General features: G+C 68.5%; 24 protein-coding genes. 14 read left to right on the forward strand and 10 right to left on the reverse strand.

Going from position 1 to position 24,719, the window contains the following annotated elements; translation table 11 throughout:
* Nucleotides 1–52: 52 nt before the first annotated feature.
* Complete coding sequence (locus AB0N89_RS31470; RefSeq protein WP_364211991.1) at nt 53–1,000, forward strand: ribose-phosphate pyrophosphokinase; 948 nt, start codon at nt 53–55, stop codon at nt 998–1,000.
* Here AB0N89_RS31470 and AB0N89_RS31475 read toward each other — a convergent pair.
* A complete protein-coding gene (locus tag AB0N89_RS31475; RefSeq protein ID WP_364211994.1) occupies nt 997–2,301 on the reverse strand; it encodes a D-arabinono-1,4-lactone oxidase in 1,305 nt (434 codons plus the stop codon). The two genes, AB0N89_RS31470 and AB0N89_RS31475, sit on opposite strands and share 4 nt — an antisense overlap.
* A gap of 87 nt (nt 2,302–2,388) precedes the next feature.
* On the opposite strand from AB0N89_RS31475, the gene AB0N89_RS31480 reads away from it, so the two are divergent.
* Nucleotides 2,389–3,573, forward strand: a complete 1,185-nt coding sequence (locus tag AB0N89_RS31480; protein WP_364211997.1) for an amino acid deaminase/aldolase — start codon at nt 2,389–2,391, stop codon at nt 3,571–3,573.
* 358 nt (nt 3,574–3,931) lie between these two features.
* Here AB0N89_RS31480 and AB0N89_RS31485 read toward each other — a convergent pair whose 3' ends face one another.
* Nucleotides 3,932–4,573: a TetR family transcriptional regulator gene (locus tag AB0N89_RS31485; protein ID WP_364211999.1), complete on the reverse strand. Its 642-nt coding sequence runs from the start codon at nt 4,571–4,573 to the stop codon at nt 3,932–3,934.
* Between the two features lie 126 nt (nt 4,574–4,699).
* Here AB0N89_RS31485 and AB0N89_RS31490 point away from each other — a divergent pair, with 126 nt between their 5' ends.
* On the forward strand, nt 4,700–6,022 hold the full coding sequence (locus AB0N89_RS31490; protein ID WP_364212001.1) for a GH1 family beta-glucosidase: 1,323 nt from the start codon (nt 4,700–4,702) through the stop codon (nt 6,020–6,022).
* Nucleotides 6,015–7,271 carry an MFS transporter gene (locus AB0N89_RS31495; RefSeq protein WP_364212003.1) on the forward strand — a complete coding sequence of 419 codons (1,257 nt, stop codon included), beginning with the start codon at nt 6,015–6,017 and terminating at the stop codon, nt 7,269–7,271. The genes AB0N89_RS31490 and AB0N89_RS31495 overlap by 8 nt, the downstream gene beginning before the upstream one ends.
* Nucleotides 7,272–7,588: 317 nt before the next feature.
* Here AB0N89_RS31495 and AB0N89_RS31500 read toward each other — a convergent pair whose 3' ends face one another.
* Nucleotides 7,589–7,987 carry a hypothetical protein gene (locus tag AB0N89_RS31500; protein WP_364212006.1) on the reverse strand — a complete coding sequence of 133 codons (399 nt, stop codon included), beginning with the start codon at nt 7,985–7,987 and terminating at the stop codon, nt 7,589–7,591.
* 13 nt (nt 7,988–8,000) lie between these two features.
* Entirely contained in the window at nt 8,001–8,369 is a 369-nt protein-coding gene (locus AB0N89_RS31505) for a hypothetical protein (protein WP_364212009.1), read from the reverse strand.
* A 360-nt stretch (nt 8,370–8,729) separates the two neighbouring features.
* On the opposite strand from AB0N89_RS31505, the gene AB0N89_RS31510 reads away from it, so the two are divergent.
* Nucleotides 8,730–10,097, forward strand: a complete 1,368-nt coding sequence (locus AB0N89_RS31510) for a helix-turn-helix transcriptional regulator (RefSeq protein ID WP_364212053.1) — start codon at nt 8,730–8,732, stop codon at nt 10,095–10,097.
* On the forward strand, nt 10,057–10,983 hold the full coding sequence (locus AB0N89_RS31515) for an aminoglycoside phosphotransferase family protein (protein WP_364212011.1): 927 nt from the start codon (nt 10,057–10,059) through the stop codon (nt 10,981–10,983). The genes AB0N89_RS31510 and AB0N89_RS31515 overlap by 41 nt, the downstream gene beginning before the upstream one ends.
* Before the next feature lie 213 nt (nt 10,984–11,196).
* Here AB0N89_RS31515 and AB0N89_RS31520 read toward each other — a convergent pair whose 3' ends face one another.
* On the reverse strand, nt 11,197–13,272 hold the full coding sequence (locus AB0N89_RS31520) for a tetratricopeptide repeat protein (RefSeq protein WP_364212014.1): 2,076 nt from the start codon (nt 13,270–13,272) through the stop codon (nt 11,197–11,199).
* Nucleotides 13,273–13,488: 216 nt separating this feature from the next.
* On the opposite strand from AB0N89_RS31520, the gene AB0N89_RS31525 reads away from it, so the two are divergent.
* A complete protein-coding gene (locus AB0N89_RS31525) occupies nt 13,489–14,055 on the forward strand; it encodes a dihydrofolate reductase family protein (protein ID WP_364212017.1) in 567 nt (188 codons plus the stop codon).
* Here AB0N89_RS31525 and AB0N89_RS31530 read toward each other — a convergent pair.
* The 4 genes from AB0N89_RS31530 to AB0N89_RS31545 form a co-directional block, all read right to left on the reverse strand.
* Nucleotides 14,052–15,083, reverse strand: coding sequence for a CopD family protein (locus tag AB0N89_RS31530; protein WP_364212020.1), 1,032 nt, complete (start codon nt 15,081–15,083; stop codon nt 14,052–14,054). The genes AB0N89_RS31525 and AB0N89_RS31530 overlap by 4 nt on opposite strands.
* Nucleotides 15,080–15,643, reverse strand: coding sequence for a copper resistance CopC family protein (locus tag AB0N89_RS31535; RefSeq protein ID WP_364212023.1), 564 nt, complete (start codon nt 15,641–15,643; stop codon nt 15,080–15,082). The genes AB0N89_RS31530 and AB0N89_RS31535 overlap by 4 nt, the downstream gene beginning before the upstream one ends.
* On the reverse strand, nt 15,644–16,417 hold the full coding sequence (locus AB0N89_RS31540; protein ID WP_364212026.1) for a YcnI family protein: 774 nt from the start codon (nt 16,415–16,417) through the stop codon (nt 15,644–15,646).
* 72 nt (nt 16,418–16,489) lie between these two features.
* Nucleotides 16,490–16,981 carry a hypothetical protein gene (locus tag AB0N89_RS31545; RefSeq protein WP_364212029.1) on the reverse strand — a complete coding sequence of 164 codons (492 nt, stop codon included), beginning with the start codon at nt 16,979–16,981 and terminating at the stop codon, nt 16,490–16,492.
* A 302-nt stretch (nt 16,982–17,283) separates the two neighbouring features.
* Between AB0N89_RS31545 and AB0N89_RS31550 the strand changes: the two genes are divergently transcribed.
* Genes AB0N89_RS31550 through AB0N89_RS31565 form a run of 4 tightly spaced genes read left to right on the forward strand, consistent with a single transcriptional unit; the run spans nt 17,284 to nt 20,836 of the window.
* Nucleotides 17,284–17,931: an ABC transporter permease gene (locus AB0N89_RS31550; RefSeq protein ID WP_007030477.1), complete on the forward strand. Its 648-nt coding sequence runs from the start codon at nt 17,284–17,286 to the stop codon at nt 17,929–17,931.
* On the forward strand, nt 17,924–19,102 hold the full coding sequence (locus AB0N89_RS31555) for an ABC transporter ATP-binding protein (RefSeq protein WP_364212032.1): 1,179 nt from the start codon (nt 17,924–17,926) through the stop codon (nt 19,100–19,102). The genes AB0N89_RS31550 and AB0N89_RS31555 overlap by 8 nt, the downstream gene beginning before the upstream one ends.
* Nucleotides 19,099–19,875, forward strand: a complete 777-nt coding sequence (locus AB0N89_RS31560) for an ABC transporter permease (protein ID WP_364212035.1) — start codon at nt 19,099–19,101, stop codon at nt 19,873–19,875. Before AB0N89_RS31555 ends, AB0N89_RS31560 begins: the two co-directional genes overlap by 4 nt.
* 1 nt (nt 19,876) lies before the next feature.
* Nucleotides 19,877–20,836 (forward strand): glycine betaine ABC transporter substrate-binding protein, encoded by a 960-nt coding sequence (locus AB0N89_RS31565; RefSeq protein ID WP_364212038.1) that lies wholly within the window; start codon nt 19,877–19,879, stop codon nt 20,834–20,836.
* A 76-nt stretch (nt 20,837–20,912) separates the two neighbouring features.
* On the opposite strand, the gene AB0N89_RS31570 is transcribed toward AB0N89_RS31565, so the two are convergent.
* On the reverse strand, nt 20,913–21,377 hold the full coding sequence (locus AB0N89_RS31570; protein WP_005161672.1) for a DUF6474 family protein: 465 nt from the start codon (nt 21,375–21,377) through the stop codon (nt 20,913–20,915).
* A gap of 81 nt (nt 21,378–21,458) precedes the next feature.
* Between AB0N89_RS31570 and AB0N89_RS31575 the strand changes: the two genes are divergently transcribed.
* The 3 genes from AB0N89_RS31575 to AB0N89_RS31585 all read left to right on the forward strand — a co-directional run bounded on the left by AB0N89_RS31575 (nt 21,459) and on the right by AB0N89_RS31585 (nt 24,600).
* Nucleotides 21,459–23,114, forward strand: a complete 1,656-nt coding sequence (locus AB0N89_RS31575; protein ID WP_364212041.1) for a TM0106 family RecB-like putative nuclease — start codon at nt 21,459–21,461, stop codon at nt 23,112–23,114.
* A gap of 81 nt (nt 23,115–23,195) precedes the next feature.
* On the forward strand, nt 23,196–23,801 hold the full coding sequence (locus tag AB0N89_RS31580; RefSeq protein ID WP_364212044.1) for a PadR family transcriptional regulator: 606 nt from the start codon (nt 23,196–23,198) through the stop codon (nt 23,799–23,801).
* Between the two features lie 124 nt (nt 23,802–23,925).
* Complete coding sequence (locus AB0N89_RS31585; protein ID WP_364212047.1) at nt 23,926–24,600, forward strand: class I SAM-dependent methyltransferase; 675 nt, start codon at nt 23,926–23,928, stop codon at nt 24,598–24,600.
* The last annotated feature ends 119 nt before the right edge of the window (nt 24,601–24,719 follow it).

Below are 24,719 nucleotides of genomic sequence, written 5' to 3' on the forward strand. Positions count from 1 at the left end.
TCGTGGCTAGTGTGTGGACGTAATCCGTCAGTCAAATGAACGGAGAAGGTCCTTGCGCGAGGACATCGCGGTCTTCAGCGGCAGCGCACATCCCGAGCTCGCCGAAGAGATCTGCGCCCATCTCGGTGTTCCGTTGCATCCCGTGAAGGTGCAGCGGTTCGCCAACGACTGTCTCGAAGTCCAGCTGGAAGCGAACTGCCGCGAGCGCGACGTCTTCCTGATCCAGCCGTTGGTGCGGCCGGTGCAGGAACATCTCGTCGAACTGCTGCTGATGCTGGACGCCGCGCGGGGCGCGTCGGCGAAGCGGATCACCGTCGTCATGCCGCACTATTCGTACGCCCGGTCGGACAAGAAGGACGCGCCGAGGATCTCGATCGGCGGCAGGCTCGTCGCCGATCTCCTGGCGACCGCCGGTGCCGACCGCGTCCTCGCGATGACGCTGCATTCGCCGCAGGTGCACGGATTCTTCAGCGTCCCGGTCGACCACCTGCACGCGTTGAAGGAGCTGGCCAAGCACTTCCGCCAGTACGACCTCTCCGCGACCACCGTGGTTTCGCCGGATCTCGGCAACGCCAAGGAAGCCGCGCATTTCGCCCGGCTGCTCGGGGTCCAGGTCGCCGCGGGCGCGAAGCAGCGGTTCGCCGACGACAGGGTCGAGATCAACTCGGTGATCGGTGAGATCACCGGCCGCGACGTGATCGTCCTCGACGACGAGATCGCCAAGGGCAGCACGGTGATCGAGCTGCTCTCGAAGTTGCGGGAACTGAAGCCGCGCTCGATCCGCGTCGCCTGTACGCACGGGTTGTTCTCCAGCGGCGCGCTGAAGCGGATCGGCGAGCAGGACGACGTGCTGGAGATCGTCTGCACCAACACGGTGCCGATCCCGCCGGAGGAGCAGAGCCCGAAGCTGCGGGTCCTGTCGATCGCGCCCGCGCTGGCGGAGGCGATGCGGCGGATCCACAACGGGGAGTCGGTCAGCGCGCTCTTTGAAACCGCCTAAACGGTTCCGAGGACCCGGTCGAGGTAGGTGTTCGTGAAGACCCCGGCCGGGTCCACCTCCTTGCGGACCCGCGTGAAGTCGTCGAACCGCGGGTACCGCGAGCGCAGCGTCGCCGCGTCGAGGTCGTGCATCTTGCCCCAGTGCGGGCGGCCGCCGACCTCGCCGACGATCGAGGCGAACCCGGCGAAGTACTCGCGGTAGGGCATGCCGACGAACTGGTGGATCGCGATGTAGGCGGAGTCGCGGCCGTTCGCCGTCGAAAGCCAGATGTCGTCTGCGGCGGCGACGCGCACCTCGACCGGGAACGCGACCGGGTTCTCCAGCTTCGGCACGAACGCGCGGAGTTCGGCGAAGACGTCCTGCAGCGATTCGCGGGGGATCGCGAACTCCGACTCGACGAACCGCACGCCGCGATGGGTCACGAAGACGCGATGCGAAGTGTCGCTGTAGTCACGGGCGGAGAGGATGTTCGAGGCGAAGCGGCCGAGCGGCTGGACGAGTTTCGGCACCGCGCGACCGAGACGGCACAGGCCGCCGAACGCGACGTTCTCCGTGACCTCGTAGTCGATGAATTCCTTCAGCTTGCTCAGCGGGCGGTGTTCGCTGCCCGCCGGGAGCCGGTTGTTGCGCTTGACCAGGGCGTTCTTGCCGTACGGGAACCAGTAGAACTCGAAGTGGTCGTTCTCTTCGGCGAACCGGTCGAAGCCTTCGAGGACCTGCTCCAGGGGTTCCGGCCGTTCCTGGGCGGAGAGCAGGAACGACGGTTCACACTGCAGGGTGACCGTGCTGATGACGCCGAGCGCGCCGAGGCCGACCCTCGCGGCGGAGAAGAGATCGGGGCGTTCGTCGGCCGAACAGGTGACCACGGAGCCGTCGGCGAGGACGAGTTCGAGCGCGGCGATCTGGGTGGCGATCCCGCCGAGCCGGGCGCCGGTGCCGTGGGTGCCGGTGGAGATCGCGCCCGAAACGGTCTGCGCGTCGATGTCGCCGAGGTTGGTCATCGCCAGCCCGAGCGCGTCGAGTTCGGCGTTGAGCTGCTTGAGCGTGGTGCCCGATCGGACCGTGACCAGGCCTTGCGCGACGTCGGCCGACGCGATGCCGGTCCAGCCGGTCAGCTCCATGGCGTCGGAGTCGGCCGCCGCGATCGCCGTGAACGAGTGGCCGCTGCCCAGCGGGCGCAAGCGCCGTCCGTCCGCGGCGGTCCGGCCGATCGCCTCGGCGATCTCCTCCGTGCCGCGCGGACGGTGCACGCGCAGCGGCGACGCCGTCGCGGTGCCGGCCCAGTTGCTCCACCGTGTCATGCGCCCACCTAACCGTTTCTCGTGAGTGCCGAAACAGTAAGTGAATAGTATTCGCGTTTCAAGCCCTTCTGTCGTACCTTAGTTCGGGTGACCAGTGCGACGGTGTACGACTTGGCGACGAAGGATCTGGATCCTCCGTTTGCGGTTGTCGACTTGGATGCGTTCGACGCGAACGGCGCCGATCTGCTGCGGCGGGCGAACGGCAAGCCGATCCGTGTGGTCAGCAAGTCCGTCCGGTGCCGATACCTGCTTGAGCGGGCGCTCGCGCGACCGGGTTTCGAAGGCCTCATGTGCTACTCGCTCGCCGAAGCCGTCTGGCACGTCGAGCAGGGGACGTCCGAGGACATCGTGGTGGCGTACCCGACCGCCGATCACGGCGCGTTGCGGCGGCTGGCGGCGAACGACCGGGCGCGGGCGGCGATCTCGATCATGGTCGATTCACCCGAACACCTGGACCTGGTCGATTCCGCGCTGGGACAGGGACATCCCGAAATCCGGGTCTGTCTCGAACTCGACGCTTCGTGGCGGCCGCTGCCCGGAGTGCACATCGGCACCCGGCGCTCGCCGGTGTTCAGCCCGCGACAGGCCGCGGATCTGGCGCGGACCATCTTGTCCCGCAAGGGTTTCCGGCTCGTCGGCATGATGGCCTACGAAGGTCAGATCGCCGGACTCGGTGACGCGGCGGGCAGCGGCGTCAAGAACTCGGTCATCGGCTGGATGCAGCGGAAGTCCATTGTGGAAATCGCGAGACGCCGCGCGGCCGCGGTGAAAGCGGTGCGGGCGCTGGCGGATCTGGAGTTCGTCAACGGCGGCGGCAGCGGAAGCGTGGAATCGACCGGCGCCGAAGCGGCCGTCACCGAGATCGCGGCGGGCTCGGGCCTGATCGGGCCGACCCTCTTCGACGGCTACGCGCACTTCTCGCCGCGTCCGGCCGCGATGTTCGCGCTCCCCGTCGTCCGCCGTCCGGCGCCGAAGGTCGCGACGCTCTTCTCCGGCGGCTACATCGCTTCGGGCCCGACGGAGTCTTCGCGCCAGCCGACGCCCTACCTGCCTGAAGGTCTCTCGCTGCTCGCCTTCGAAGGCGCGGGCGAAGTCCAGACCCCCGTGTCCGGCGAAGCGGCCCGCCACCTGAGGCTCGGCGACCGCGTCTGGCTGCGCCACGCGAAGGCCGGCGAACTCGCCGAACGCTTCACGCACTACCACGTCGTCATCGGCGACCGCGTCGACCGGACCGTCCCCACCTACCGAGGCGAAGCCCAGAACTTCGGCTGACCCACGCGACCCCACCCCCCACCCTTCCCTGGGGGGCGCGCCCCGCACCAGCGTATCGAGAGGGGGTGTCGGGGAGTGGGGAACCGAGGTGGGAGGGGCGAGGTTGTCCACAACTGTGGGTGGGTGTGGACAGGTTATGTGGATAACTGGATAAGGCCAGTTCAGGCCGGGTCTCTGCGTGGTTGGTGAGGGGCGTGTGACTGATGGGGTTGCGGAACCGGGCACTGGCGGACACGAATGGAGCAAGGGGGATCCGCCGGTGACGGAAGGGGGTCCCGAGCGCCACGCACGGGACGCTCAACGTCTCAAGCGTGGCGCTCGGGACACCCGCCGGAGGCCGGAGAGAGCCAAGCGGAACTCAGGCGCCGAACTTGCTCGCCAGGTAGCCCTTCACGACGGACTTCGCCTCGGCCACGATCCGCTCGTCCCCTCGCGGGTCCCGGCGGAAGGCCAGCTTCAGCAGCGCGTCCGCGGTCTCGTTCGCGATCGTTAAAGCGAACCGGATGTCGTCCGGCTCCGAAGGGATCCGCGCCGAAAGCACGTCCGTGAGCGCGTCGACGATGACGGCGTTGTTGTCGCGGGTCTCGTCCAGGAGCTGCCGGTCCACGACGTCACCGAAGTGGACCTTCGAGAATCCGGGCACCTCGCGATGCATCGCCAGGTAGATGTCGAGGATCGAGTCCACGACGTCCCACCAGTGTTCCGGCGCGAGCTCGTTGAGCGTCTCCGACACCGAAGCGACGAACCGTTCGAGATTGCGCTGCGTCAGCGCCTGCACGACGGCCCGCTTGTCCGGGAAGAACTGGTACAGCGACCCGACGGCCACCCCGGCGCGTTTCGCGATCAGCGTGGTCGTCAGTGCGTCGTAACCGAGCTCGTCTATCAGCTGTGCGCTGGCGTCGAGCATCTGCTCCACCCGCTTGGCACTGCGCTGCTGGACGGGCTGCCGCCGGAGCGGAGTCGTCTCCGCTTGCGGTTTCGCGGCCTGGATGTCGGACACTCGGGCTCCTCCTTCGCTGATCTGCGACTTTATCGTGCCGACGGGGTTCCCCACGGTCGAGTGAAGGCATAGTATCTGAGAACTTTTCATGTTCGGCCGAGTCTGAAGAGGAAAGGTGCGTAGCCGGTGGAGAATCCGACCTTCCCGTCCGATTTCCTGTGGGGTGTTTCCACCTCCGCCTTCCAGATCGAGGGGGCGACCGGGGAAGGCGGCCGGGGACAGTCCATTTGGGACACGTTCACCGAAACGGAGGGAAAGATCGCGCGGGCCGAACACGCCAGGGTGGCCGCCGATCACTTCCACCGCTTCCGCGAGGACATCGCCCTGATGGCCGAACTCGGCGTCGGCGCGTACCGGATGTCCTTCGCCTGGCCCAGGATCCAGCCCGACGGCGAAGGCAAAGCGAACGCGGAAGGCCTTGCCTTCTATGACGAACTGATCGACGAGGTCTGCGCCGCCGGCATCACGCCGACGGGGACGCTCTTCCACTGGGACCTCCCACAGGCGCTCGAGGACAAGGGCGGCTGGCTCTCCCGTGATACCGCCGAACGGTTCGGCGAGTACGCCGCCATCCTGGGCGAGCGGTTCTCCGATCGGGTGAAAATGTGGATCCCGCTCAACGAGCCCATGGTCATGTCGATCTTCGGGTACGCCATCGGCGAGTACGCCCCCGGCAAAACGCTCCTGCTCGACGCCCTGCCCACCGCGCATTACCAGAATCTCGCGCACGGTCTCGCCGTCCAAGCCCTCCGCGCGGCAGGCGCCCGCGAAGTCGGCACCGCCAACAATCATTCGCCGATCTGGCCCGCCTCCGATTCGCCGGAAGACAAGGCCGCGGGCGAATGGATCGACGCCCTCATTAATCGCACTTACGCGGATCCGGTGCTCCTCGGCCGTTATCCCGAACAAGTCGTCGAACATCTCCCGAAGGATTTCGCCGACGATCTGCCCACCATCGCGCAGTCGCTCGACTTCTACGGGGTGAATTACTACGAGCCGCAGGGCGTCGCCGCGCCCGGTGAAGGCAACCCGCTGCCCTTCGAGCTTCGCGCGATCGAGGGATATCCCATGACCACCAACGATTCCCCGATCGTCCCGCACGGACTGCGCGACCTGCTCGTCGGCTTCCACGACCGCTACCGCGAGCACCTCCCGCCCGTCCACATCACCGAGAACGGGTGCAGTTTCGACGACGTCGTCGCCGAAGACGGACACGTCCACGACCAGGAGCGCATCGACTTCCTCGACAGCCACCTCGTCGCGGTGCGCGAGGCGATGGACGCCGGCGTCGACGTCCGCGGGTACTTCGTCTGGTCGCTGATGGACAACTTCGAATGGTCGAAGGGCTACCAGCCGCGCTTCGGTCTGGTGCACATCGACTACGAGACGCAGAAGCGGACGCCGAAGGATTCCTTCGGCTGGTACCGGAAACTGATCCGCCATGAGTGAGGTCAGGGATCTGCCCGAAGCGCTCGCCGAACCGGTCGCCCGGGTCCGCGCGGGCTGGATGAGCCTGCTGTTCTTCGCGAACATCGCGCTCTGGCTCGGGGTCTACGCGCCCATCCAGGTCCTCCTGCCGAAGCAGGCGGAAATCCTCGACGCGGCCAACAAAGAGGCCGTGTTCAGTCTCGTCACCGGGGTCGGCGCGGTCGTCGCGCTGATCGCCAACCCGGTCGTCGGCCTGCTCTCGGACCGCACCTGTCACGCCCGCGGCCGTCGCCATCCGTGGACGGCCGCCGGGGCGGCGGTCGCCGCGGCCGGGCTGCTCGTCCTCGCGTTCGCGCCGAACGTCGCGATCATGGTGCTCGGCTGGTGCCTGGTCCAGGCCGGCCTGAACGGCATGCTCGCGATGCTCGTCTCGGCGATCGCCGACCGGGTGCCCGTTCCGCAGCGCGCGCAGGTCGGCGGACTGGTCGGCATCGCCCAGATGCTCGGGACCGTGCTCGGCGCGGTGGTGGTCGTGGTGATGCTCGACCTCGCCGGTCTCCCGCTGGGTTACGCGGTGTGCGCCGCCGTCGTGCTGGCGGGCGCGGCGGCGTTCGTCCTGCGCACGCCCGACGCGCGGCTGCCGGTCGCGTTCCGGCCGTCCGGGCGGACCCGCGACGTACTGGCGAACCTGTGGATCTCGCCGCGCGAGCATCCGGACTTCGCCTGGGCGTGGGGCTGCCACTTCATGATCAACCTCGGCAACGCCTTCGGGACGCTGTACCTGCTGTTCTTCCTCAAGGACGCGGTGCACTACGAAGACCCGGACACCGGCCTGCTGATCATGATGGGGCTCTACGGCGCCGCGCTCGTCGTCGGCGCGCTCATCGCCGGGCACTTCTCCGACAAATCCGGGCGGCGCAAGCCCTACGTCCTCGCCGCGTCGGCGGTGATGGCCGTCGCCGCGCTGCTGCTGGTCGTCTGGCAGAACTGGACGACCGCGCTCGCGGCCTCGCCGCTGCTGGGGGTCGGTTTCGGCGCGTACATGGCGGTCGCCTTGGCGATGCTCACGCAGGTGCTGCCCGCCGCGCAGGACCGGGCGAAGGACCTCGGCGTCATCAACATCGCGAACTCGCTGCCGCAGGTGGTGGCGCCGATGCTGACCGCGCCGATCCTGGCCTACCTGGGCGGATATCCGAGCCTCTTCGCGGCTTCGGCGCTGTCCACCGCCGTCGCCGCGGTGCTGGTCACGCGGGTGAAAACGGTCAGTTGACAGAAATGTTGGAGACCGCGGACCGGTGCCGGTCGGGGGAGGGGAGTGCAACGGCACCGGCCCGCGGGGTTCGGGGACGTCAGCGCGGACCTCGGGGGCAGGTATCGCGCTGCGTTGGTGATCTTGAATCTAGCGACCGATTACTACGTTCGCTAGGTGTTCTGCCGATAATTTTCGATTAATCGCGGTGGGGACCGGGATGATTACCGAGAGCGGCTCTTCACGTTCGGGGGTACGCGCGAACCGCTGCCGGCGAAGGCGAGCTCGTGGCGTGGTTGCCGAGGGGGCGCTCGGACCGCCGTTCACTCGCCGGTCTTTCAAGCGGTGATGGGACGACGTGGGTTGACCAGCGCGTGCCTGCCGGTGGTTTCGGCCGGGCTCACGCGGCTCTGCCCGGGGACGCGCCGCCGGTGGTCCTGGGTGGCCGCGGTCTGCTGGGGGGCGAGGCCACCGGCGACCAGATGCTCGTGCGCGACCTGCCAGACCGAGCAGGGGGCCTTGCACTTGTGCCAGCGGGTCGAGCAGGTGGGGCAGTCCCCGCGCTCGTCGGGCTCGTGCGCCTGGAGCATCGCGCGCCAGCCTTCGGTCAGCCGGGGGAGCTCCGAACGGGCGACCGACACGAGCGACTGCGCGTCGGCCCGGGTCGCGAGATCGGAGAGCATGTCGAGGCGTTCCCAAACCGCGTTGCGGAGGACTTGCCCTAGGACCTGATCCACGGAGAACTCACCGTTACCTTTCCGCCATCTTGGCGGCTTCGTTGAGCGCTGCCCTGAGCTGTCCGAGCTGGCCGGACGTCAGGCGCGCGGTCTCTCCTGGCGGCGAGACGAGAACCACCTGGTTGTCTTCGACGAACACGGTGACGGCGCGTTCACGGCTGATGAGATCGCCGCACTGCACACGCCAGACCAGCTGCCCGCCTTCGTAACGACGCACACTCGCGGTACGGGGGTCGACCGGGGCGGAAGGAGAAACCGGGCGGTTGGCGCCGACCGCGACCGCCTGCTGACCGGCGGGGCCGGCCGCACGCAGGTGGCGCGTGGCCATACCGGGCCGTCCCGCGGCGATGGAGCCTGTTGCGATCGAGTCCACGAACTCCACTGGCTCTTCTCCGCTCTCTCGTTCCACGTCGTCTTCGTATCCGCGTGTCCGCACCTGTAGGGGGTTCGGAGACTTGGTAGCTCTCTGTGATCGCTGCCGGTGGCTGGTCGGTCACGGAGATCTGACAACTACAGTGATGTGAAACCGAGTGCGATAGAAGGTCGAACCGCCGTCATAGCGGTGACCGGACGAGGTTTCACGGTAAGCGGTCAAACGACTTCTGCCGGGCCGATCACGACGGGCGATCCGGTGTTTCGCACGGTTGAATAGGTGTGCCTACGCTGTTTCTCGACCCCAACGGAACTGTGAGGGGGCGCAATGGACGCCAGTATCGGTGGCGGCGCTGTCGTCGGCTCGGACATGAACACTCCGGGCCGCCAGAGTCACCCCGTGCCGCCGGATGCCTGGGAACAGGCGGAGATGCGGGCTGCACTGGCGACACGGGAGATCTCCTCCGTGTACCGGCTGTTGCGCAAGCACGGTGTTTCGCAGCGTCAGATCGCCGCGATGACCGGCCAGTCGCAGTCCGAGGTGTCCGAGATCCTCAAAGGTCGCCAGGTGATGGCGTACGACGTGCTCACCCGCATCGCTGACGGCCTGGGTGTCCCGCGCGGATACATGGGTCTCGCCTATGACGAGGCGACAGCGATAAAGGTCGTCGGCGCTGCCGACGGCCAGCAGGCGGAGGAGGACGAGTCCGTGAAGCGACGGAGGTTCCTCGCGCACGCCGCCCAGGTCACGATGGGTGCGGCGGTGTTCGGTCCGGAATCGGGGACATGGTCGTCGGGACCGGCGAAGACGCCGGCCCCGGGGCGCATCGGCATGACCGACGTCCGCCAGGTGGAAGCCGCGACCAGAGCGCTCCGGTCCCTCGATTACCAGTACGGCGGCGGTTTCTGCCGCGACGCCGTGGTCGCGCAGCTGTCCTGGGGACAGCAGATGCTCGAATCCAACGGCACCGAAATGGTCAAGAACCGGCTGTACGTCGCGCTCGCCGACCTGCACAGCCTGGCGGGCTGGACGTCCTTCGACACCGGCCTCATGGATTCGGCGCGTGGCCACTTCGCGAACGCGCTCGACCTGGCCAAACAGGGTGACAACCATCCGCTCGTGGCCAACGTCCTCTACCGGATGGGCCGCGTCTACCTGCACCAGGACGCCCCGAACGACGCGCTGAAGCTGTTCCAGCTGGGCCAGATCGCCGCCCAGGAATCGGGCTCCGAGCTGGCGGTCGCCGTGCTCTGCGCCAACGAGGCCTGGGCCTACGCGATGATGGGCAACGAGGAACAGGCCACGAAGCTGCTCGGCCGGAGCAAGGACGAATTCGCCCGCGCCGACCTGGCCGAGGCCGAATCCTGGGTCAAGTTCTTCACCGAGACCGACGTCTACGCCATGATCGGCACCGTGCACACCGTGCTCGCCGCGAAGAACGCCGAGCACACCAAGTACGCGATCCCGGCGCTGACCAAGGCCGTCGAGTCCTACGACGACGACATGGCCCGCAGCAAGACGTTCATGCTGAGCGCGCTGGCCACGAACCACCTGCTCGAAGGCGATCTCGATCATGGCGCCAAGGTGGGCTCGAAGGCCGTCGACTGTGCCGAGGGCATCAAGTCGGAGCGGGTGAAGGACCGGATGCGGCCGCTGCAGGTCGAGGCGGAACGCCGCCGGAACAACGCCGACGCCCGTGACCTCGCCGACCGCCTCAACTCCTTCTACGCCGCCTGAGCGGGGACGGTTCACGCCCGGCAAACTGCGTGACGCCCTGGGGCGGACGTGTGAAGTGCTGGGCGTGGCCCCTGAGGGCGCCAGGCTGCTGAGGTTCACCAACAACGCCGTCTACGAGCTGGCGAGCGCGCCGTTCGTCGTCCGGATCGTCGGTTCCACCCTGCTGCGGCACCGCGTCGGCACGGTCGTGCGGGTCGCGCGGCATTTCGAACGGCACGACGTGCCGGCCATCCGCCTGATCCCCGGTGTCGACCAGCCGATGCCGGTCGGCGAGCACCTCGTGACGGTCTGGTGGAAGGTGCCCGGGACCGGCCGTAAGGCGAGGTCGGCCGACCTCGCCGCGCTGCTGCGCCGGGTCCACGCGCTCGAACCGCCCGAGGGACTGGCCGCCTGGGCGCCGTTCGCCGCGGTCCGCGCCCGGGTCTCGGACGCCGAGGAACTGGCCGAGGGCGACCGGCGGTTCCTGCTCGAACGCTGCGCCGAGGTCGAAGCCGCCCTCGCGACACTCGACTTCCCCCTGCCCAGGGGCCTCGTCCACGGCGACGCGCACACCGGGAATGTGATCTCCGGGCCGGGCGGTCCGGTGCTGTGTGATTTCGATTCGTCCTGTGTCGGGCCGCCGGAATGGGATCTCACGCCGCTCGCCGTCGGCCATGAACGGTTCGGTGATCCACCCGCCCGCTATCGCGTGTTCGCCGAGCGGTACGGATTCGACGTGACCACTTGGTCCGGATTCCCGGTGTTGCGCGCCATCCGTGAACTGAAGCTCACGACGAGTGTTCTCCCGATTCTCCGCAGTCACCCCGGCGTACGGGATGAGCTGCGAAAACGATTGGACGATCTCCGGAACGGACATACCGGCGCACACTGGAACCGGTATCGGTGACTCACCCGGAACATCCATCTGCACGTGCATTCGCCGACGCCGAATGACCGTTCGTCGCTTGCTCGAATTCACCGATCAATCGGTGACGAATTCGCCCGGGCTAATCACTTCTATTGGATCAGCACTCCCCCAAATGTGCAACTTGCAGCTACGCTCCGTTATTTAACGTGCTGAGTTCACCTTGTCGTTGGCACACCGATCGATACCGCCGGCTCAGGGCTGGTCCAAACGCCTACGCAGAGCGTCGGCCTCCGGGCGGCCGAGGCCGACGAAAATCGGCAAAGCCTGGTCGTAGAGACGCCGCGCCTCGTCCTGGTTCCCCTCCGCCTCGGCGATCTCGCCGAACGCGGTGAGCGCCCTGGCCACCTCGAACCTCGATCCGCGCGCCTCCATGGTGACGCGGGCGGGTCCGAGTTCGTCCCGCGCCGCCGCGAGCTCCCCGGTGACGGTGAGGGCCCGGGCGAGTTCGATCCGGGCGCGGGCCACGTTGTAGTCGTCGCCTTCGAGGACGTCGCGAGCTCGGGTGAGGTCGGCGATCGCGGCCTCGGCCTGGCCGGCGCGGACGCGGGTCGCGCCGAGGTTGATCAGCGCCAGCCCGATGTCGTGCCGCCGCTCCTGCCGCTCGCTGAGCAGATGGTCCTCGGTGAACCACTCGATCGCGTCGTCGAGCCTGCCCTGCTGGAGCGCGACCAGGCCGAGCCCTTCCACCGACCGGATCTCGACGACGCCGTTGCCCGCCGTCCGCGCGGCTTCGCGCCCCGCCGTGTAGTGCCCGACGGCTTCGTCGTAGCGGCCCGTGCCGCGGCAGGCGGCGCCGCTGCGGTTGTGCATCAGCGCCTCCGCGGACGCGTCGCCCCAGGTCCGCGCGCAGCGCACACCCGCCTGGCTCACCCGCAGGAAGTCCGGATAGTGCTTGCGCAGCAGGAAAAGCGGCCACATCGCGGCGGCGAGCTGCCAGCCGAGCTCGGGCAGCTGCCACGTTTCGGCGGCTTCGATGGCGGCGATGAGGTTCTCGCGCTCCAGTTCGAGCCAGGCGAGTTCCTCGTCGGGCGAGCCGAACGAGAGCGGCGACGGTGGCCGGTACTCGTAGCGGTACGGGATCGGCTCCTGATCGGGGACGGTCAGGTTCGTGGTCGCGGAGGCGGTGAGGAGGTACCACTCGAGCATCCGGCGCAGGGCGATGTCGCGGTCGTACTCGTTGCCCGCCGTCTTCTCCTTGGCGTGCAGCCGCGCGAGATCGTGGAAGGTGTACCGGTCGTCGCCGCGGTCGATCAGCAGTCCGACGTCGACCAGCTGGCCCAGCAGGTCTTCGGCGACCTCGGGGCGGACGGCGATCGACGCGGCCGCCACGCCGACGCCGAAGTCGGGGCCGGGATGGAGCCCGAGCGCCGCGTACAGCGCGGCCGCGTCCGAGGGGAGTTCGTCGTAGGACAGGTTGAAGCTGGCTTCCACCGATTGCGCCTCTTTCGTCGAGAGCGTGGCCAGTCGACGATATTCCTTCCCCAGCTCGGTGGCGATCTTCTCCAGCGACATTTTCGGGCGTCCCGCGAGCTTGGCGCTGATCGTGGTGAGCGCGATCGGCAGGCCGCCGCACAGCTCGGCGATGACCCGCGCCTGCTCGGCCTCGGCGCCGACCCGCTCGGCGCCGACGGCGCGCTCCAGCAGTTCGGCGCTGTGGGCGGAACCGAAGGGGGACAGTTCGACCAGCTTCGCGCGACGCTCGGTCTGGAGCCTGCCCAGCGGGCGCCTCGAAGTCACGATCACCAGGCTCGCCCCATCGGCGGGCAGCAGCGGCAGCACCTGATCGGTTGAAGCCGCGTTGTCGAGCAGCACGAGCAGCGGCCGCTCGGCGGTCGTCGTCCGGTAGAGGGCGGTGAGCTCCTCGACGTCCGCGGGCAGCCCCTGCGGCGGGACCCCCAGCGCGCGGAGGAACCGGCCGAGCGCTTCGCTCACCGACAGCGGGCCGTTGGTGCTGAACCCGCCGAGGTCCGCCCAGAGGTGCCCGTCCGGGAACCGGTCGGCGAGGCGACGGGCCCACGCGGTGGCCAGTGCCGTCTTCCCGATCCCGCCCTGACCGTTGATCAGGTGCACGGACGGCCCGTCGATGTCGCGCTGGTTCAGCAGCTTTTCGAGCTTGGCGAGGTCGTCCGAGCGGTTGGTGAAATGCGCGGGCACGGGCGGAAGCTGCCGGGGCCCCGAACTCACCTGCCCGGTGAGCCGGACCGCCGATCGCTGGCGCGGTACCTGCGGAGTGCTGATTTCGCTGTCACCCGGTAACGGGCCGCCCATTTACCATCCCCTCATCGGGTTAACCCCAGCGATCGCGTAGAGCATCCCGGTGCGGGTACGGAGAGGACAGCGAAACCGGCCAAATGCGGCCGGATGGAGCAAGGCGTGTAACAGGTCGAAAAGATCTTCGACGCGATGTCGAGACCGGCGTGACGGTTCCGTCCCCGGGGCGAGATCGCGGCCGACGTGGCCGCTCGTACCGGGAGGAACGAAGTGATGCGCAAGCTCATCGTCCAGCAGTGGGTCACCGTCGACAACATCGTCGCGGAGGAGGACGGCGGACTCGGTTTCGTGTCGGGGGAGCCCTTCTCCGAGAAGACCGAGCCCGCGTTCATGGAGAGCGTGATGGGGCTCGTCGATTCGGTCGACACGATGATCCTCGGCGCGAACACCTACGCCATGGCCAAGGACTACTGGCCCTACGCCGAAGAGCAGGGCGAATACGGCGCGAAGGTCAACGCCCTCACCAAGTTCGTCGCGTCGTCGAAGCTGGAGAAGGCTCCCTGGGGCGACTTCCCCGAAGCGACCGTGACCACCGACGCGGTCGCCACCGTCCGGGAACTCAAGCAGCGGAGCGGCAAGGACCTGTGGCTGTGGGGAAGCCTGACGCTCATGCGATCCCTGCTCGACGCCGGTCTCGTCGACGAGATCCGGATGATGGTCAGCCCCGTGTCGCTCGGCAAGGGGACGCGCCTTTTCGACGACCGGCGGAACCTGAAGCCGATCGAGGCCACCGCTTTCCGCGACGGCGTGGTGATCCAGCGGTACGCGGTCGAGCGCTAGCTCGTCGGGACGACCGGGGCTCGCGTGAGGACGACGGCGAATCCGAACGCGAGCCCCATCACGGTCAGTTCCAGCGTCGCCCACGCGGCCAGCGCCGTGCGGTTGTGCCGGATGATCTGCGGCATCAGCTTCCACCGCGTGTACGCGCCGAGGCCCGCGATCACGCCGGTGCACAGCAGCTTGAGCAGCACCAGCTGTCCGTACGGCGTGGTGAAGACGCCTTCCCAGAAGCCGAGCGACGGGTTGAGCGAGATCTCGATCAGCCCGTTGAACAGGCCGGTCGCCGCGCCGAGGATCAGGCACAGCGTCGCCAGTTTCGAGAACCGCGGCAGCGCGTGCGCCAGCAGTGTCCGGTTCCCGACGAGCAGCACCGCCATCGCGCCGAGCCCGCCGGTCCAGGCGACGGCGCTCATCACGTGCAGTTCCATCGAGATCATCGTGTAGTCGTGGTAGTTCCAGTTCGACGCGTGCCCGGTGACCGGCAGCGGCAGCAGCGCGAACAGGCCCAGCCCGACGCGGACCTCGGCGGGCACCTTCTCGCCGTGCTTCAGCGAGAGGATGCCGAGTCCCGCGTGCAGCAGGGCCAGCACCGCGACGATCAGCAGCGCCTTCCCGGCGCCGACGTCGGCGATGTAGCCGCCGACGTCCGACATCGACAGCGTGCTGGAACCCGGCCGGTATTCGGCGGTCTGCAGGATCAGCGTGACGAGCGCCGTGGTCGCCCAGACCAGCGCGGCCGCGACGCTCGCCGGCCGCGCGATCCGCATGATCGGCTCGGAGAGCTTCGGCCGGTCGTAGCCGACCAGCACCGAAAGCAGCGCCAGCCCGATCGTGGCGACCGCCGAGATGTCCAGCAGGACCCGCACGAGCGGGATGGAGACCGAGACCACCTCGCTGACCTGCGCGACCCCGGGGACCGGGGCGGTGGCCGTCAGCGCGACGCCGATCAGGGCGCCGACGATGCCCGCCGTCACCACGCAGAACAGCACGGCGACGCGGGCGCGCGAGGTGGTCTCGGCCTGTGTCATGACCCGCTCTTCTCCTTGTCGCCCGCGCCGGTGCGCAACGCGACGGTCAGTCCGACGGCGAGCAGCACGACGGCGCCCGCGATCCACACCCAGATCGGCACGCCGGACGAGCCTTCGCCGCCGGTCGCCGGGGTGGTCTCGGCCTGGCCCGCGTTACCGCGCGCGGCGTCGGCGCTCGCCGGGGTGCCGGTGCCTGCGGCGGTGAGGGTGAACGGCACCTCACCGGTCACCGCGTGCCCGTCCGCGGACAGGATCCGGTAGCCGATCTTGTACTCGCCCGCCGGGCCGAGCGGCCGCAGCGGGACGCTCACGGCGCTGTCGCGGACCTCGACCTGGCCCTCGGCCCACTGGCCGCCGCCCGGTCCGGTGACCGCGATCTGGTTGACGTTCGCGTTCTGCACGTACTGGTCGAACGTGAGCGTGATCTTCGCGGGCCCGGCGGCGATCGAAGCGCCCTTCGCCGGGTCCGAGGAGATCAGGACGTTGTGCGCCAGCGCCGGGGTGGCGGTGGCGAGCCACGCCACCCCGGTGATCGCCAGCGCGACGATCGCTTTGCGCATTTACTCGGTTCCCTCGGTGTTGCCGTTCTTGGCGGAAGCGGTGGCCCGGCGAGCGCGCAGGGTGGCACCGGCGCCGACGCCGAGACCGAGCGCGCCGACGACGAGGCCGGCGCCGCCGAGCCAGCGGGCGGTGCTGTCGGACGACGAAGAAGCGTGGGCTTCCTCGGAAGTGGCCTTCGCGTCGGTGCCGTGGCCGCCGCCGTGACCGTCACCGCTCTTCTCGGCGAGCTTCACGCTCGGCGCGGGGTGCTCGGGCTCCTCGCCGGAGGCCGGGGTCGGCTGGTTCCACTCGACGACCTTGCCGTTCTCGTAGGTCTGCGTGGCCGGGAACTCGATCGCGTCGACGTTGGTCGGGAACTGGCCCGCGCTGATCTGGAACTCCTGGAACTCGGTCGAACCGGCGGCGATCTTGGTGCCGGGCTCCGCGGTCCAGGAGACCTTGGTGACGGCCTCGGTGATCTGCGTACCGGACGCGGTGGTCACCGGGGCGGGCAGCTTCGACTTGACGACCTCGGCCTTCCAGCCGGGGATCGGCTTGGTGCGGACCGAGCTGAGGGCGTACTCGGGCTTGAGGGTGACCTCGACCTTGATGGTGCCGGCGTCCTTCTCCTCGTTCGGGACACGGAAGAAGATCGACCCGTAGCCGCCCTTTTCGGGCTGGGGGCCGTAGACGTTGGCGCTGACGTGGGCCGAGGCGACCCCGGCCGAGAGCAGACCGGCGGCGCCGATGGCGGCGGCGAGGACACCGGCGCGCTTGAAGACGTGCTTGGACACGGAAACTCCTGAACATGATCGAGACGGCGGGTTCGGGGACCTCGCCGGATTACGGGGGATTCGAGCTGGGGTTCAGGAGAACAGCGGCGGGCCGCGCCTGCCGTGGACCCGGCGGAGGTCCACGCGGACGAGGTGACCGGGGCCCGCCGGACGGGCGAGCACCGGGGACGCCGTCCCGGCGGGAACCGGGAGGGCGCCGAGGATGAACGGGACCAGCGAGCGCAGGCAGGCGAGGACGCCGAGCAGCAGTCCGTCGGCCTTGGCCAGCAGCAACGCGGTGACCAGCGTGGCGACGACGTGCGCGGCGGTCATCGCGAGTCCGCCCGAAGCGGGCGCGGGTTCGTCGTGCCTGAGTTCGTGGCTGCTCAGCGAGCTGAGCACGAGGTGCATGACGATCTGACCGGCGCCGAGGTCGACGATCGTGGCCATCGGGCCGCGGGCCTTCGCGGCGAGCGCGGCCGCGTTCCAGCCGATCAACACGGTGAGCAACAACGTCATCGCCGTATCGGGTACTTCACCGTCCCCGATCACGTGAGCTGTCACGGCGAGCGCCGCGGAGCTCACACCGAGCAAACCACCACGTACGGCGCGTAGCGCGCTTCGGTGATGGCTGCCCTTACTCACGGGTGAAGAGTATTAGACGTCCGGCCGGGCAGTCGACGTCCTCCCGGCTGTTGAGCAGTGAAAAAGACACCGTCGGGTCGGCGCGTGCGTTTGCCCGATTGGGCCGAATGGGGAACGTTTGCAGGACACAAGGCGGTAAACAGGGGTTTGACCGCGACCGTAGTGGGTAGTCAGGCTCCCGATACAGCTACTCCGAATGGGTGAGGAGTCTCACCCAGAGGCGGCGGGAGAACCAGCACGCGATGAATCTCTTCGAGTACATCTCGGATCGGTGGGACAGACTCGCCCTCCAGGGGCTCCTCCACGTCAGCGCGGTCGTGCAGTGCACGATCCTGGCCGCCGTGCTCGGCGTGGTGATCGGCGTCGCCGTCTACCGCAGCCCGATCGGGTCGGCCGTGGCCACGGCGCTGGCGAGCACGATCCTCACCGTTCCCTCCTTCGCCCTCCTAGGGCTCCTCATCCCGGTGTTCGGCCTCGGCGCGAACACCACCGTCATCGCGCTCGTGCTCTACGCGCTCCTGCCGATCGTGCGGAACACGATCGTCGGGCTGAGCGGCGTGGATCCGGCGGTCAGCGACGCGGCGCGCGGGATCGGTATGAGCCGGTTCGGCGTGCTGACCAGGGTGGAGCTGCGGCTCGCCTGGCCCGCGATCCTGGCGGGAATGCGGGTCGCGACGCAGATGCTCATGGGCATCGCGGTCATCGCGGCCTACGCGAAGGGCCCGGGCCTCGGCTCGGAGGTCTTCTCCGGCCTCACCAACGCGGGGAGCACGAACTCCCTCAACCAGGCATTGACCGGAACGCTCGGCGTGGTCGTGCTCGCACTGGTCCTCGACGCCGTTTACGTCCTGATCAACCGTCTGACCGTCTCAAGGGGTGTCCGTGGCTGAGTCGCCTGAAACCGTATCCGGCGTCGAAATCGAGCTGGAGAACGTCACGAAGCGCTACGCCGGCACCCGCGAGCCGGCTGTCGACGACTTCTCGATGGTGGTGCCCGCGGGCAAGATCGTGGTCTTCGTCGGCCCGTCGGGCTGCGGCAAGACCACCACCATGCGGATGATCAACCGGCTGATCGAGCCGACGTCGGGCCGCATCACCATCGGCGGCGACGACGCGCTGAAGCTCGACGTCGACACCCTGCGCCGCCGCATCGGCTACGCGATCCAGCAGGCGGGGCTGTTCCCGCACTTCACCGTCGCGCAGAACATCGCGGTGGTCCCCGGGCTGCTCGGCTGGGAGAAGAAGAAGGTCGACGACCGGGTCGAGGAGATGATGGACCTGGTCGGGCTGGACCCGGCCGACTTCCGCGACCGCTTCCCGCGTCAGCTGTCCGGCGGACAGCAGCAGCGCGTCGGCGTCGCGCGGGCGCTCGCGGCGGACCCGCCGGTGCTGCTGATGGACGAGCCGTTCGGCGCGGTCGACCCGATCACCCGCGGCAACCTGCAGGACGAACTGCTGCGCCTGCAGACCGACCTGAAGAAGACGATCGTCTTCGTCACCCACGACTTCGACGAGGCCGTGAAGCTCGGCGACAAGATCGCGGTGCTCGGCAACCAGTCGAGGATCCTCCAGTACGACACCCCGGACGCGATCCTCGCGAACCCGGCCGACGACACGGTCGCCGGTTTCGTCGGCGCCGGAGCCTCGCTCAAGCAGCTGACACTGCTGCGGGTCCGCGACGTCGAGCTGAAGCAGGACGCCCTGACCGCGACGGTCAGCGAATCGCCGTCGGACGTCCGCGAGAAGCTGACCCAGCAGCGCAAGCACTTCGTGCTGGTGCTCGACCAGCGCCGTCGGCCGATGCGGTGGGTGCACGTCCGCGAGCTGACCTCGGCGTCGTCGCTGGCCACCGCGGGCAAGCCGCTGCGTGACTCGGTCAGCACGCAGTCGACGTTGCAGGACGCGCTCGAAGCCATGCTCGCCGAGGGCGGCAGCGTCCCGGTGACCGGCGCCCGCGGCGAATACGCCGGGACGATCGAGCTCGACACCGTCATCTCGACGATCCAGCAGCTGCGCGAGGAGCACTCCGACGACAACCCGGCGGAAGGTGTGACCGCATGACGGCCGTCGATACCGGGTTCACCACCGAGTCCTCGTCGAGAGGCGCCGAACGGGTCCGGCTGTTCGCCCAGCCCGCGGCGGTCCTGTTGATCGTCGCCGGCGTGCTGATCTGGGTCTTCACCAGCGACCTGACCACGACGGAGAAGGAGACGCTCAACGCCCCCGGGCTGTTCACCGCGTTGCGCGACCACCTGGCGATGACCGTCGTGGTCACCGCGATCGTGGTGGTCGTGGCGGTGCCGCTCGGCGTGCTCGTCACCCGGCCCTGGGCGAAATGGGCGGCGCCGGTCTTCCTGGCGGTCGCGAACATCGGCCAGGCCGCGCCCGCGCTCGGTGTGCTGGTGCTGTGGTTCATCGTCACCGGCGCGACCGGCGGGCTGTGGGTCGCGGCGCTGCCGCTGGCGTTCTACTCGCTGCTTCCGGTGCTGCGGAACACGATGGTCGGCCTGCAGCAGGTCGATCCGTCGCTGATCGACGCGGGCCGCGGCATCGGCATGTCGGCCTCCGGTGTGCTGTGGCGGGTCGAGCTCCCGCTGGCTGTCCCGCTGATCCTGGCGGGCCTGCGGACCTCGCTGGTGCTGGCGGTCGGCACGGCGACGTTCGGCATGTTCGTCAACGCCGGCGGTTTCGGCCTGCTCATCGACACCGGCTACAAGCTCAACCTGACGAAGGTGCTGATCACCGGCTCGGTGCTCGCCGTCGCACTGGCGCTGCTGGTGGACTGGCTCGGCGCGGTGGCGGAACAGTTCTTCGGACCGAAGGGACTGCGCTGACATGCGACTGAAAGCGATCCTGGGCGCGGTCCTGTTGTGCGGCACGCTTTCCGCGTGCGGACTCGAGGTCAACACCGCGCTGCCGTACAAGATCGAACCCGGTTCGATCAAGCCCATCGAATCCCTCAAGGGCGTCAAGGTGACGGTGGGGTCGAAGGACTTCACCGAGAACATCATCCTGGGCTACATGGCCGAGATGGCGCTTTCCGCGGCGGGCGCGGACGTCGTCGACCTGACCGACATCAAGGGTTCGAACTCGTCGCGGCAGGCGCTGCTCGCCGGCCAGACCGACGTCACCTGGGAGTACACCGGCACCGGCTGGATCAACTACCAGGGCAACGAACTCCCCGTCCCCGGCGGGGAACAGGCCCAGTACGAAGCCACGAAGACGGCCGATGAGAAGAAGTTCGGCGTCACCTGGCTGAACTACTCGCCGCTCAACGACCAGTACGCCTTCGCGGTCACCGAGGCCTACGGCGCGGCGAACAACCTGAAGACGACGTCGGACCTGGCGGAGTTCCTGAAGCGGAAGCCGGATCAGAACGTGTTCTGCCTGGAGACCGAATTCACCAGCCGCCAGGACGGATTCCCGGCCGCCGTGCGGGCGTACGGGTTCCAGAACCCGGTGATCAAGAACTTCGGCATCGGCACGATCTACTCGGCCGTGGCGAGCGGGACCTGCCCGATCGGCGAGATCTTCACGACCGACGGCCGGATCGCCGGACTCAACCTGCGCGTCCTCGAAGACGACAAGAAGGCGTTCCCGCAGTACAACGCCGTCCCCACGTTGCGCACGGACTTCCTCAACCAGCACCCGGAACTCCGCGGGCCGCTGGAAGCCGTCGGCGCGGCGCTGGACAACAAGCAGATGATCGAACTGTGCAAGCAGGTCGACGTCGACGGTCGTGACCAGGGCGAGGTCGCCTACGAGTGGATGAAGAAGAAGGGCTTTATCTCTTAGCCCCAGGTGTGTCATGAAAGGGTCGTTCAGGACGTTTTTCGTCCTGAACGACCCTTTCATGACATCCGGGTAAGGCTCAGATACCCAGCCGGTGCAGCAACTTCCCCTCCAGCTGGTCCAGCTCCCCGGCCACGGCCCGGTGCGCCGCCTTCCGCCGCGCGGCGGGCATCCGCTCCGAAGCGCGCACGGTCGCCGAGAGCTGCTCCAGCGTCCCCTGAGTGTCCTTCGCGAAGGCCGCGTCGGCGTCGGTCGCCTTCGCGGACCTCTTCAATTCCGCGAGCCCCTGCGTCAGTCCCGCGATCCGCGCGTGCAGCGCGGCACCCCGTCCGCTGAACTCGCCGAGCTGGTCGACGGCCACGCCGAGCTTCTTCGCCTGATAACGGTCGTATAGCTCTCGAGCGGCGCCCGCCGCTCGAACGGCGTACGGCGCGATCACCGGCAGTACGGCCGGACCGAGCACTTTGGCCACCGCGACGGCGTTTTTCGCCTTCTTCGGGGTGATCCTGCCTTCGCCCTCGACGGCTTTGGCCTTGCGCGCCATGGCACCTCCCACGCTGTGTCACTGACGAACTTACTGGTCCCCGAAGTGGCGGGCATGTCGGCTTGCCGGTCGCCTTCTAGAGTGTTGTCCGTGAGTAACGAGGTGCTACTGGACGCGGGAGCGGTGAGCCGCTGCCGGCGTCGCGTGCACCTGGAACACGACCCGGCGATGCGCGAGGTCCCGCTCGCCCCGCCCGACCCCTCCTCGCAGCAGCGGATCGCCGACGCGTCGGCGCATCGCGACGCGATCGTGCAGCGGCTCATGGACGCGACGGGCCCCGACGCGGGCTGGGTCAAGATCTCCCGCGACCTCCCTGCCGCCGAGCGCGTGCAGCTCACCGAAGAGGCCTTCGCCGCCGAAGCGCGCTACATCTGGGGCGGGCTGCTGCCGGTGGATCGCGCCGGTCACCGGCGTGGCGGCTCCGAACTCCTGGTCCACACCGGTGCCGGCTACGTGCCGGTGCTGGTCGTGCGGCACCGCATCACCGATCGCGGTTCGGGCGCGCCGACGACGGCGATGACCGATCTCGACCCGGCCAACCGGCTGCCGGACCCGGCACGGAAGGTTCGTTCGCAGCCTCGGGACCAGATGCGGCTCGCGCACCTCTACCGGATGCTCGAAGCGCTCGGGAAGCACGAAGGGCACCGCGCCATCGGCGGCGTCATCGGGCTCGACGCGGACGTCGTCGTCTGGCACGACCTGTCCGCGGGCACCTGGCCCGGCGGGAAAAGCGCGCTGACGGAGTACCAGAGCCGCTTCGCCGACAGGCTCGCCATCGCGAGCGCGGCCGCCGAGGGCGAAGAGGCGCTCGCCGAACCTTCCCGTGTCCTGGAATGCCGTCGCTGCCCGTGGTGGCCGACGTGCGAGGTCGTGCTCACCGAAACCCGCGACGTCAGCCTGGTCGTCCGAGGCGAGGACGCGATGGAGCTCCGCCGCGCCGGGGTGTCCACAGTGGACAAGCTGGCCGCGCTCGATCCGGCCGACGAACCGCCGCCGATGAACTGGACCGGCGGCACCTTCGCCGATTCGATCATCCTCGCGCGCGCCTGGCTCGCCGACCTCACGATGGTGCGCAAGGTCGACCGCGTCGAGGTCTCGCGCGGCGACGTCGAGGTCGACGTCGACATGGAGAGCTTCGGGGATTCCGGCGCGTACCTGTGGGGTTCGCTGCTGACCGGCGCCGACATCGGGATGGAGCAGGGCTACCGGGCCTTCGCGACGTGGGAGCCGTTGCCGACCGCGGACGAGGCACGGTCGTTCGCCGAGTTCTGGGCCTGGTTCAAGGAAGTCCGCGAGCGCACGCTCGCCGCGGGCCTGACCTTCCGCGCCTACTGCTACAACGCGCTCGCCGAGAACCGCTGGCTCTTCGGCTCCGCCGACCGGTTCGGCGAGTACCCCGGCGTCCCCGCCAAGGCCGAGATCGCGTCCTTTGTGGACTCCGACGAATGGATCGACCTCTTCCGCAGCGTCACTGACCAGTTCCTCTGCTCGCAAGGCAAGGGGCTCAAGGTGATCGCCCCGGTCGCCGGGTTCGCCTGGCGTGATCCGGAAGCGGGCGGCGAGGCGTCGATGCGCTGGTACCGCGACGCGGTCGGCATGGACGGCGGGATCCCGGACGACGTCCAGCGGGAGCGCCTGCTGCGCTACAACGAGGACGACGTCCTGGCGACGCACGCGCTGCGGACCTGGATGACCGACCACGCGCAGACGGCCGTGCCGTACATGAACGACCTCTGATCCCTCGGTCACCGAGGACCTTGCGATCATGGCCGTTCCTGTGGACACTCGTAGACGAGTACTCGCCTACGAGGAGACAGTGTGAAGCGGCGCAAGGTCGGGAATCTGCTGGCGCTGGCGATCCTGTCCACACTGAACGAGCGGCCCGCGCATCCGTACGAAATGGCCTCGATCCTGAAGAGCCGCGGCAAGGACCGCGACATGGGGATCAAATGGGGCTCGTTCTACACGGTCGTCGGCAACCTGCGGAAACACGGTTTCATCGAGGCCGCCGAAAGCGGCCGCGACGGTGCCCGTCCCGAGCGCACGGTGTACCGCATCACCGACGCCGGCCGTGACGAAATGCTCGACTGGCTGCGAGAGCTGCTCGGTGAACTGGCGCCGGAGGAGCCGACGTTCGTCGCCGGGCTGTCGGTGATGGGATGGCTCGGCCCGGACGAGGTGATCGCCCTGTTGCGCACCCGGTTGGCGGCGCTGGAGGAGGAGATCGCCGCGGAGCGCGAGGGGCTGGCGCGACTGATCGAGGAGGTCCCGCGGCTGGTGCTGCTCGAATCCGAGTACCACCTGGCGATCCGGACGGCGGAGGCCGAGTGGGTCCGCTCGATCCTCGGGGAACTGACTTCCGGCTCGATGCCCGGCCTCGCCGAGTGGCGGGCGCTGTTGGCCGAAAGGGGGAACACCGGCTAGTCGAAAGAAACCCCGGCGAGGTGTTGCAGCACCCCGCCGGGGATGACGATCCCGCAACCGGAACCCGGCCACGAGACGGCATCTTGAGGATAACCGGGCTCCGGGACATCACCCTGGAGAGACCATGTCGAACATCAAAGACAGGAGGCGGTTCAAGCTCGTCCCGGAGATGGGCGGCGCGCTGGCGCGGAATTACGCCCGGCAGCGCGGCACCGGACCGCAGATCGAACTGTGGCGGAAGCAGGCCCGCGAACTCACCGCGGACCTGCCGGAAGACGCGAAGATCCTGGAAGTCGCCTTCGGCCCCGGCTATTTCGCCGTCGAACTGGCGCGGCTCGGGTTCTCGGTCACCGGCCTCGACGTCGCGCCGACGTTCGTCGAGATCGCGAGCGAGTACGCACGGGCCCAAGGCGTCGAGGCAGCGTTTCGCGAAGGCGATGTCGCGGCGATGCCGTTCGACGACGAGTCGTTCGACTTCGTCGTCTGCCAGGCGGCGTTCAAGAACTTCGTCTGGCCGGTGAAGGCGCTCGACGAGATGTACCGCGTCCTGCGTCCCGGCGGTACGGCCGTGGTGCAGGACATGAACCGGGACTCGACCGATGGCGACATCGTGCGCGAGGTCGAGAGCATGAAGCTCGGCAAGCTGGCGGCGCTCGGCGTGCGGCAGGCACTCGGCCAGCTCCGGCGGCGCGCGTACACGCCGGTCGACTTCGGCGGGCTGGTCGCCGAAACGGCGTTCCGGACCTGTGAGGTCACCACCGTGGGCATCGGCCTGGACGTCCGCCTCACCCGTCCGTAAATGTCATGAAAGGGTCGTTCCTGACGAAAAACGTCAGGAACGACCCTTTCATGACATGCGGGAGTTCGGGAGAGCGGGGGGGTGGGGAAGAGTGTTTGATACGGGGTGGAGGTATAGGT

It is taken from the genome of Amycolatopsis sp. NPDC089917 (assembly GCF_040684635.1).
Taxonomy (GTDB): domain Bacteria; phylum Actinomycetota; class Actinomycetes; order Mycobacteriales; family Pseudonocardiaceae; genus Amycolatopsis.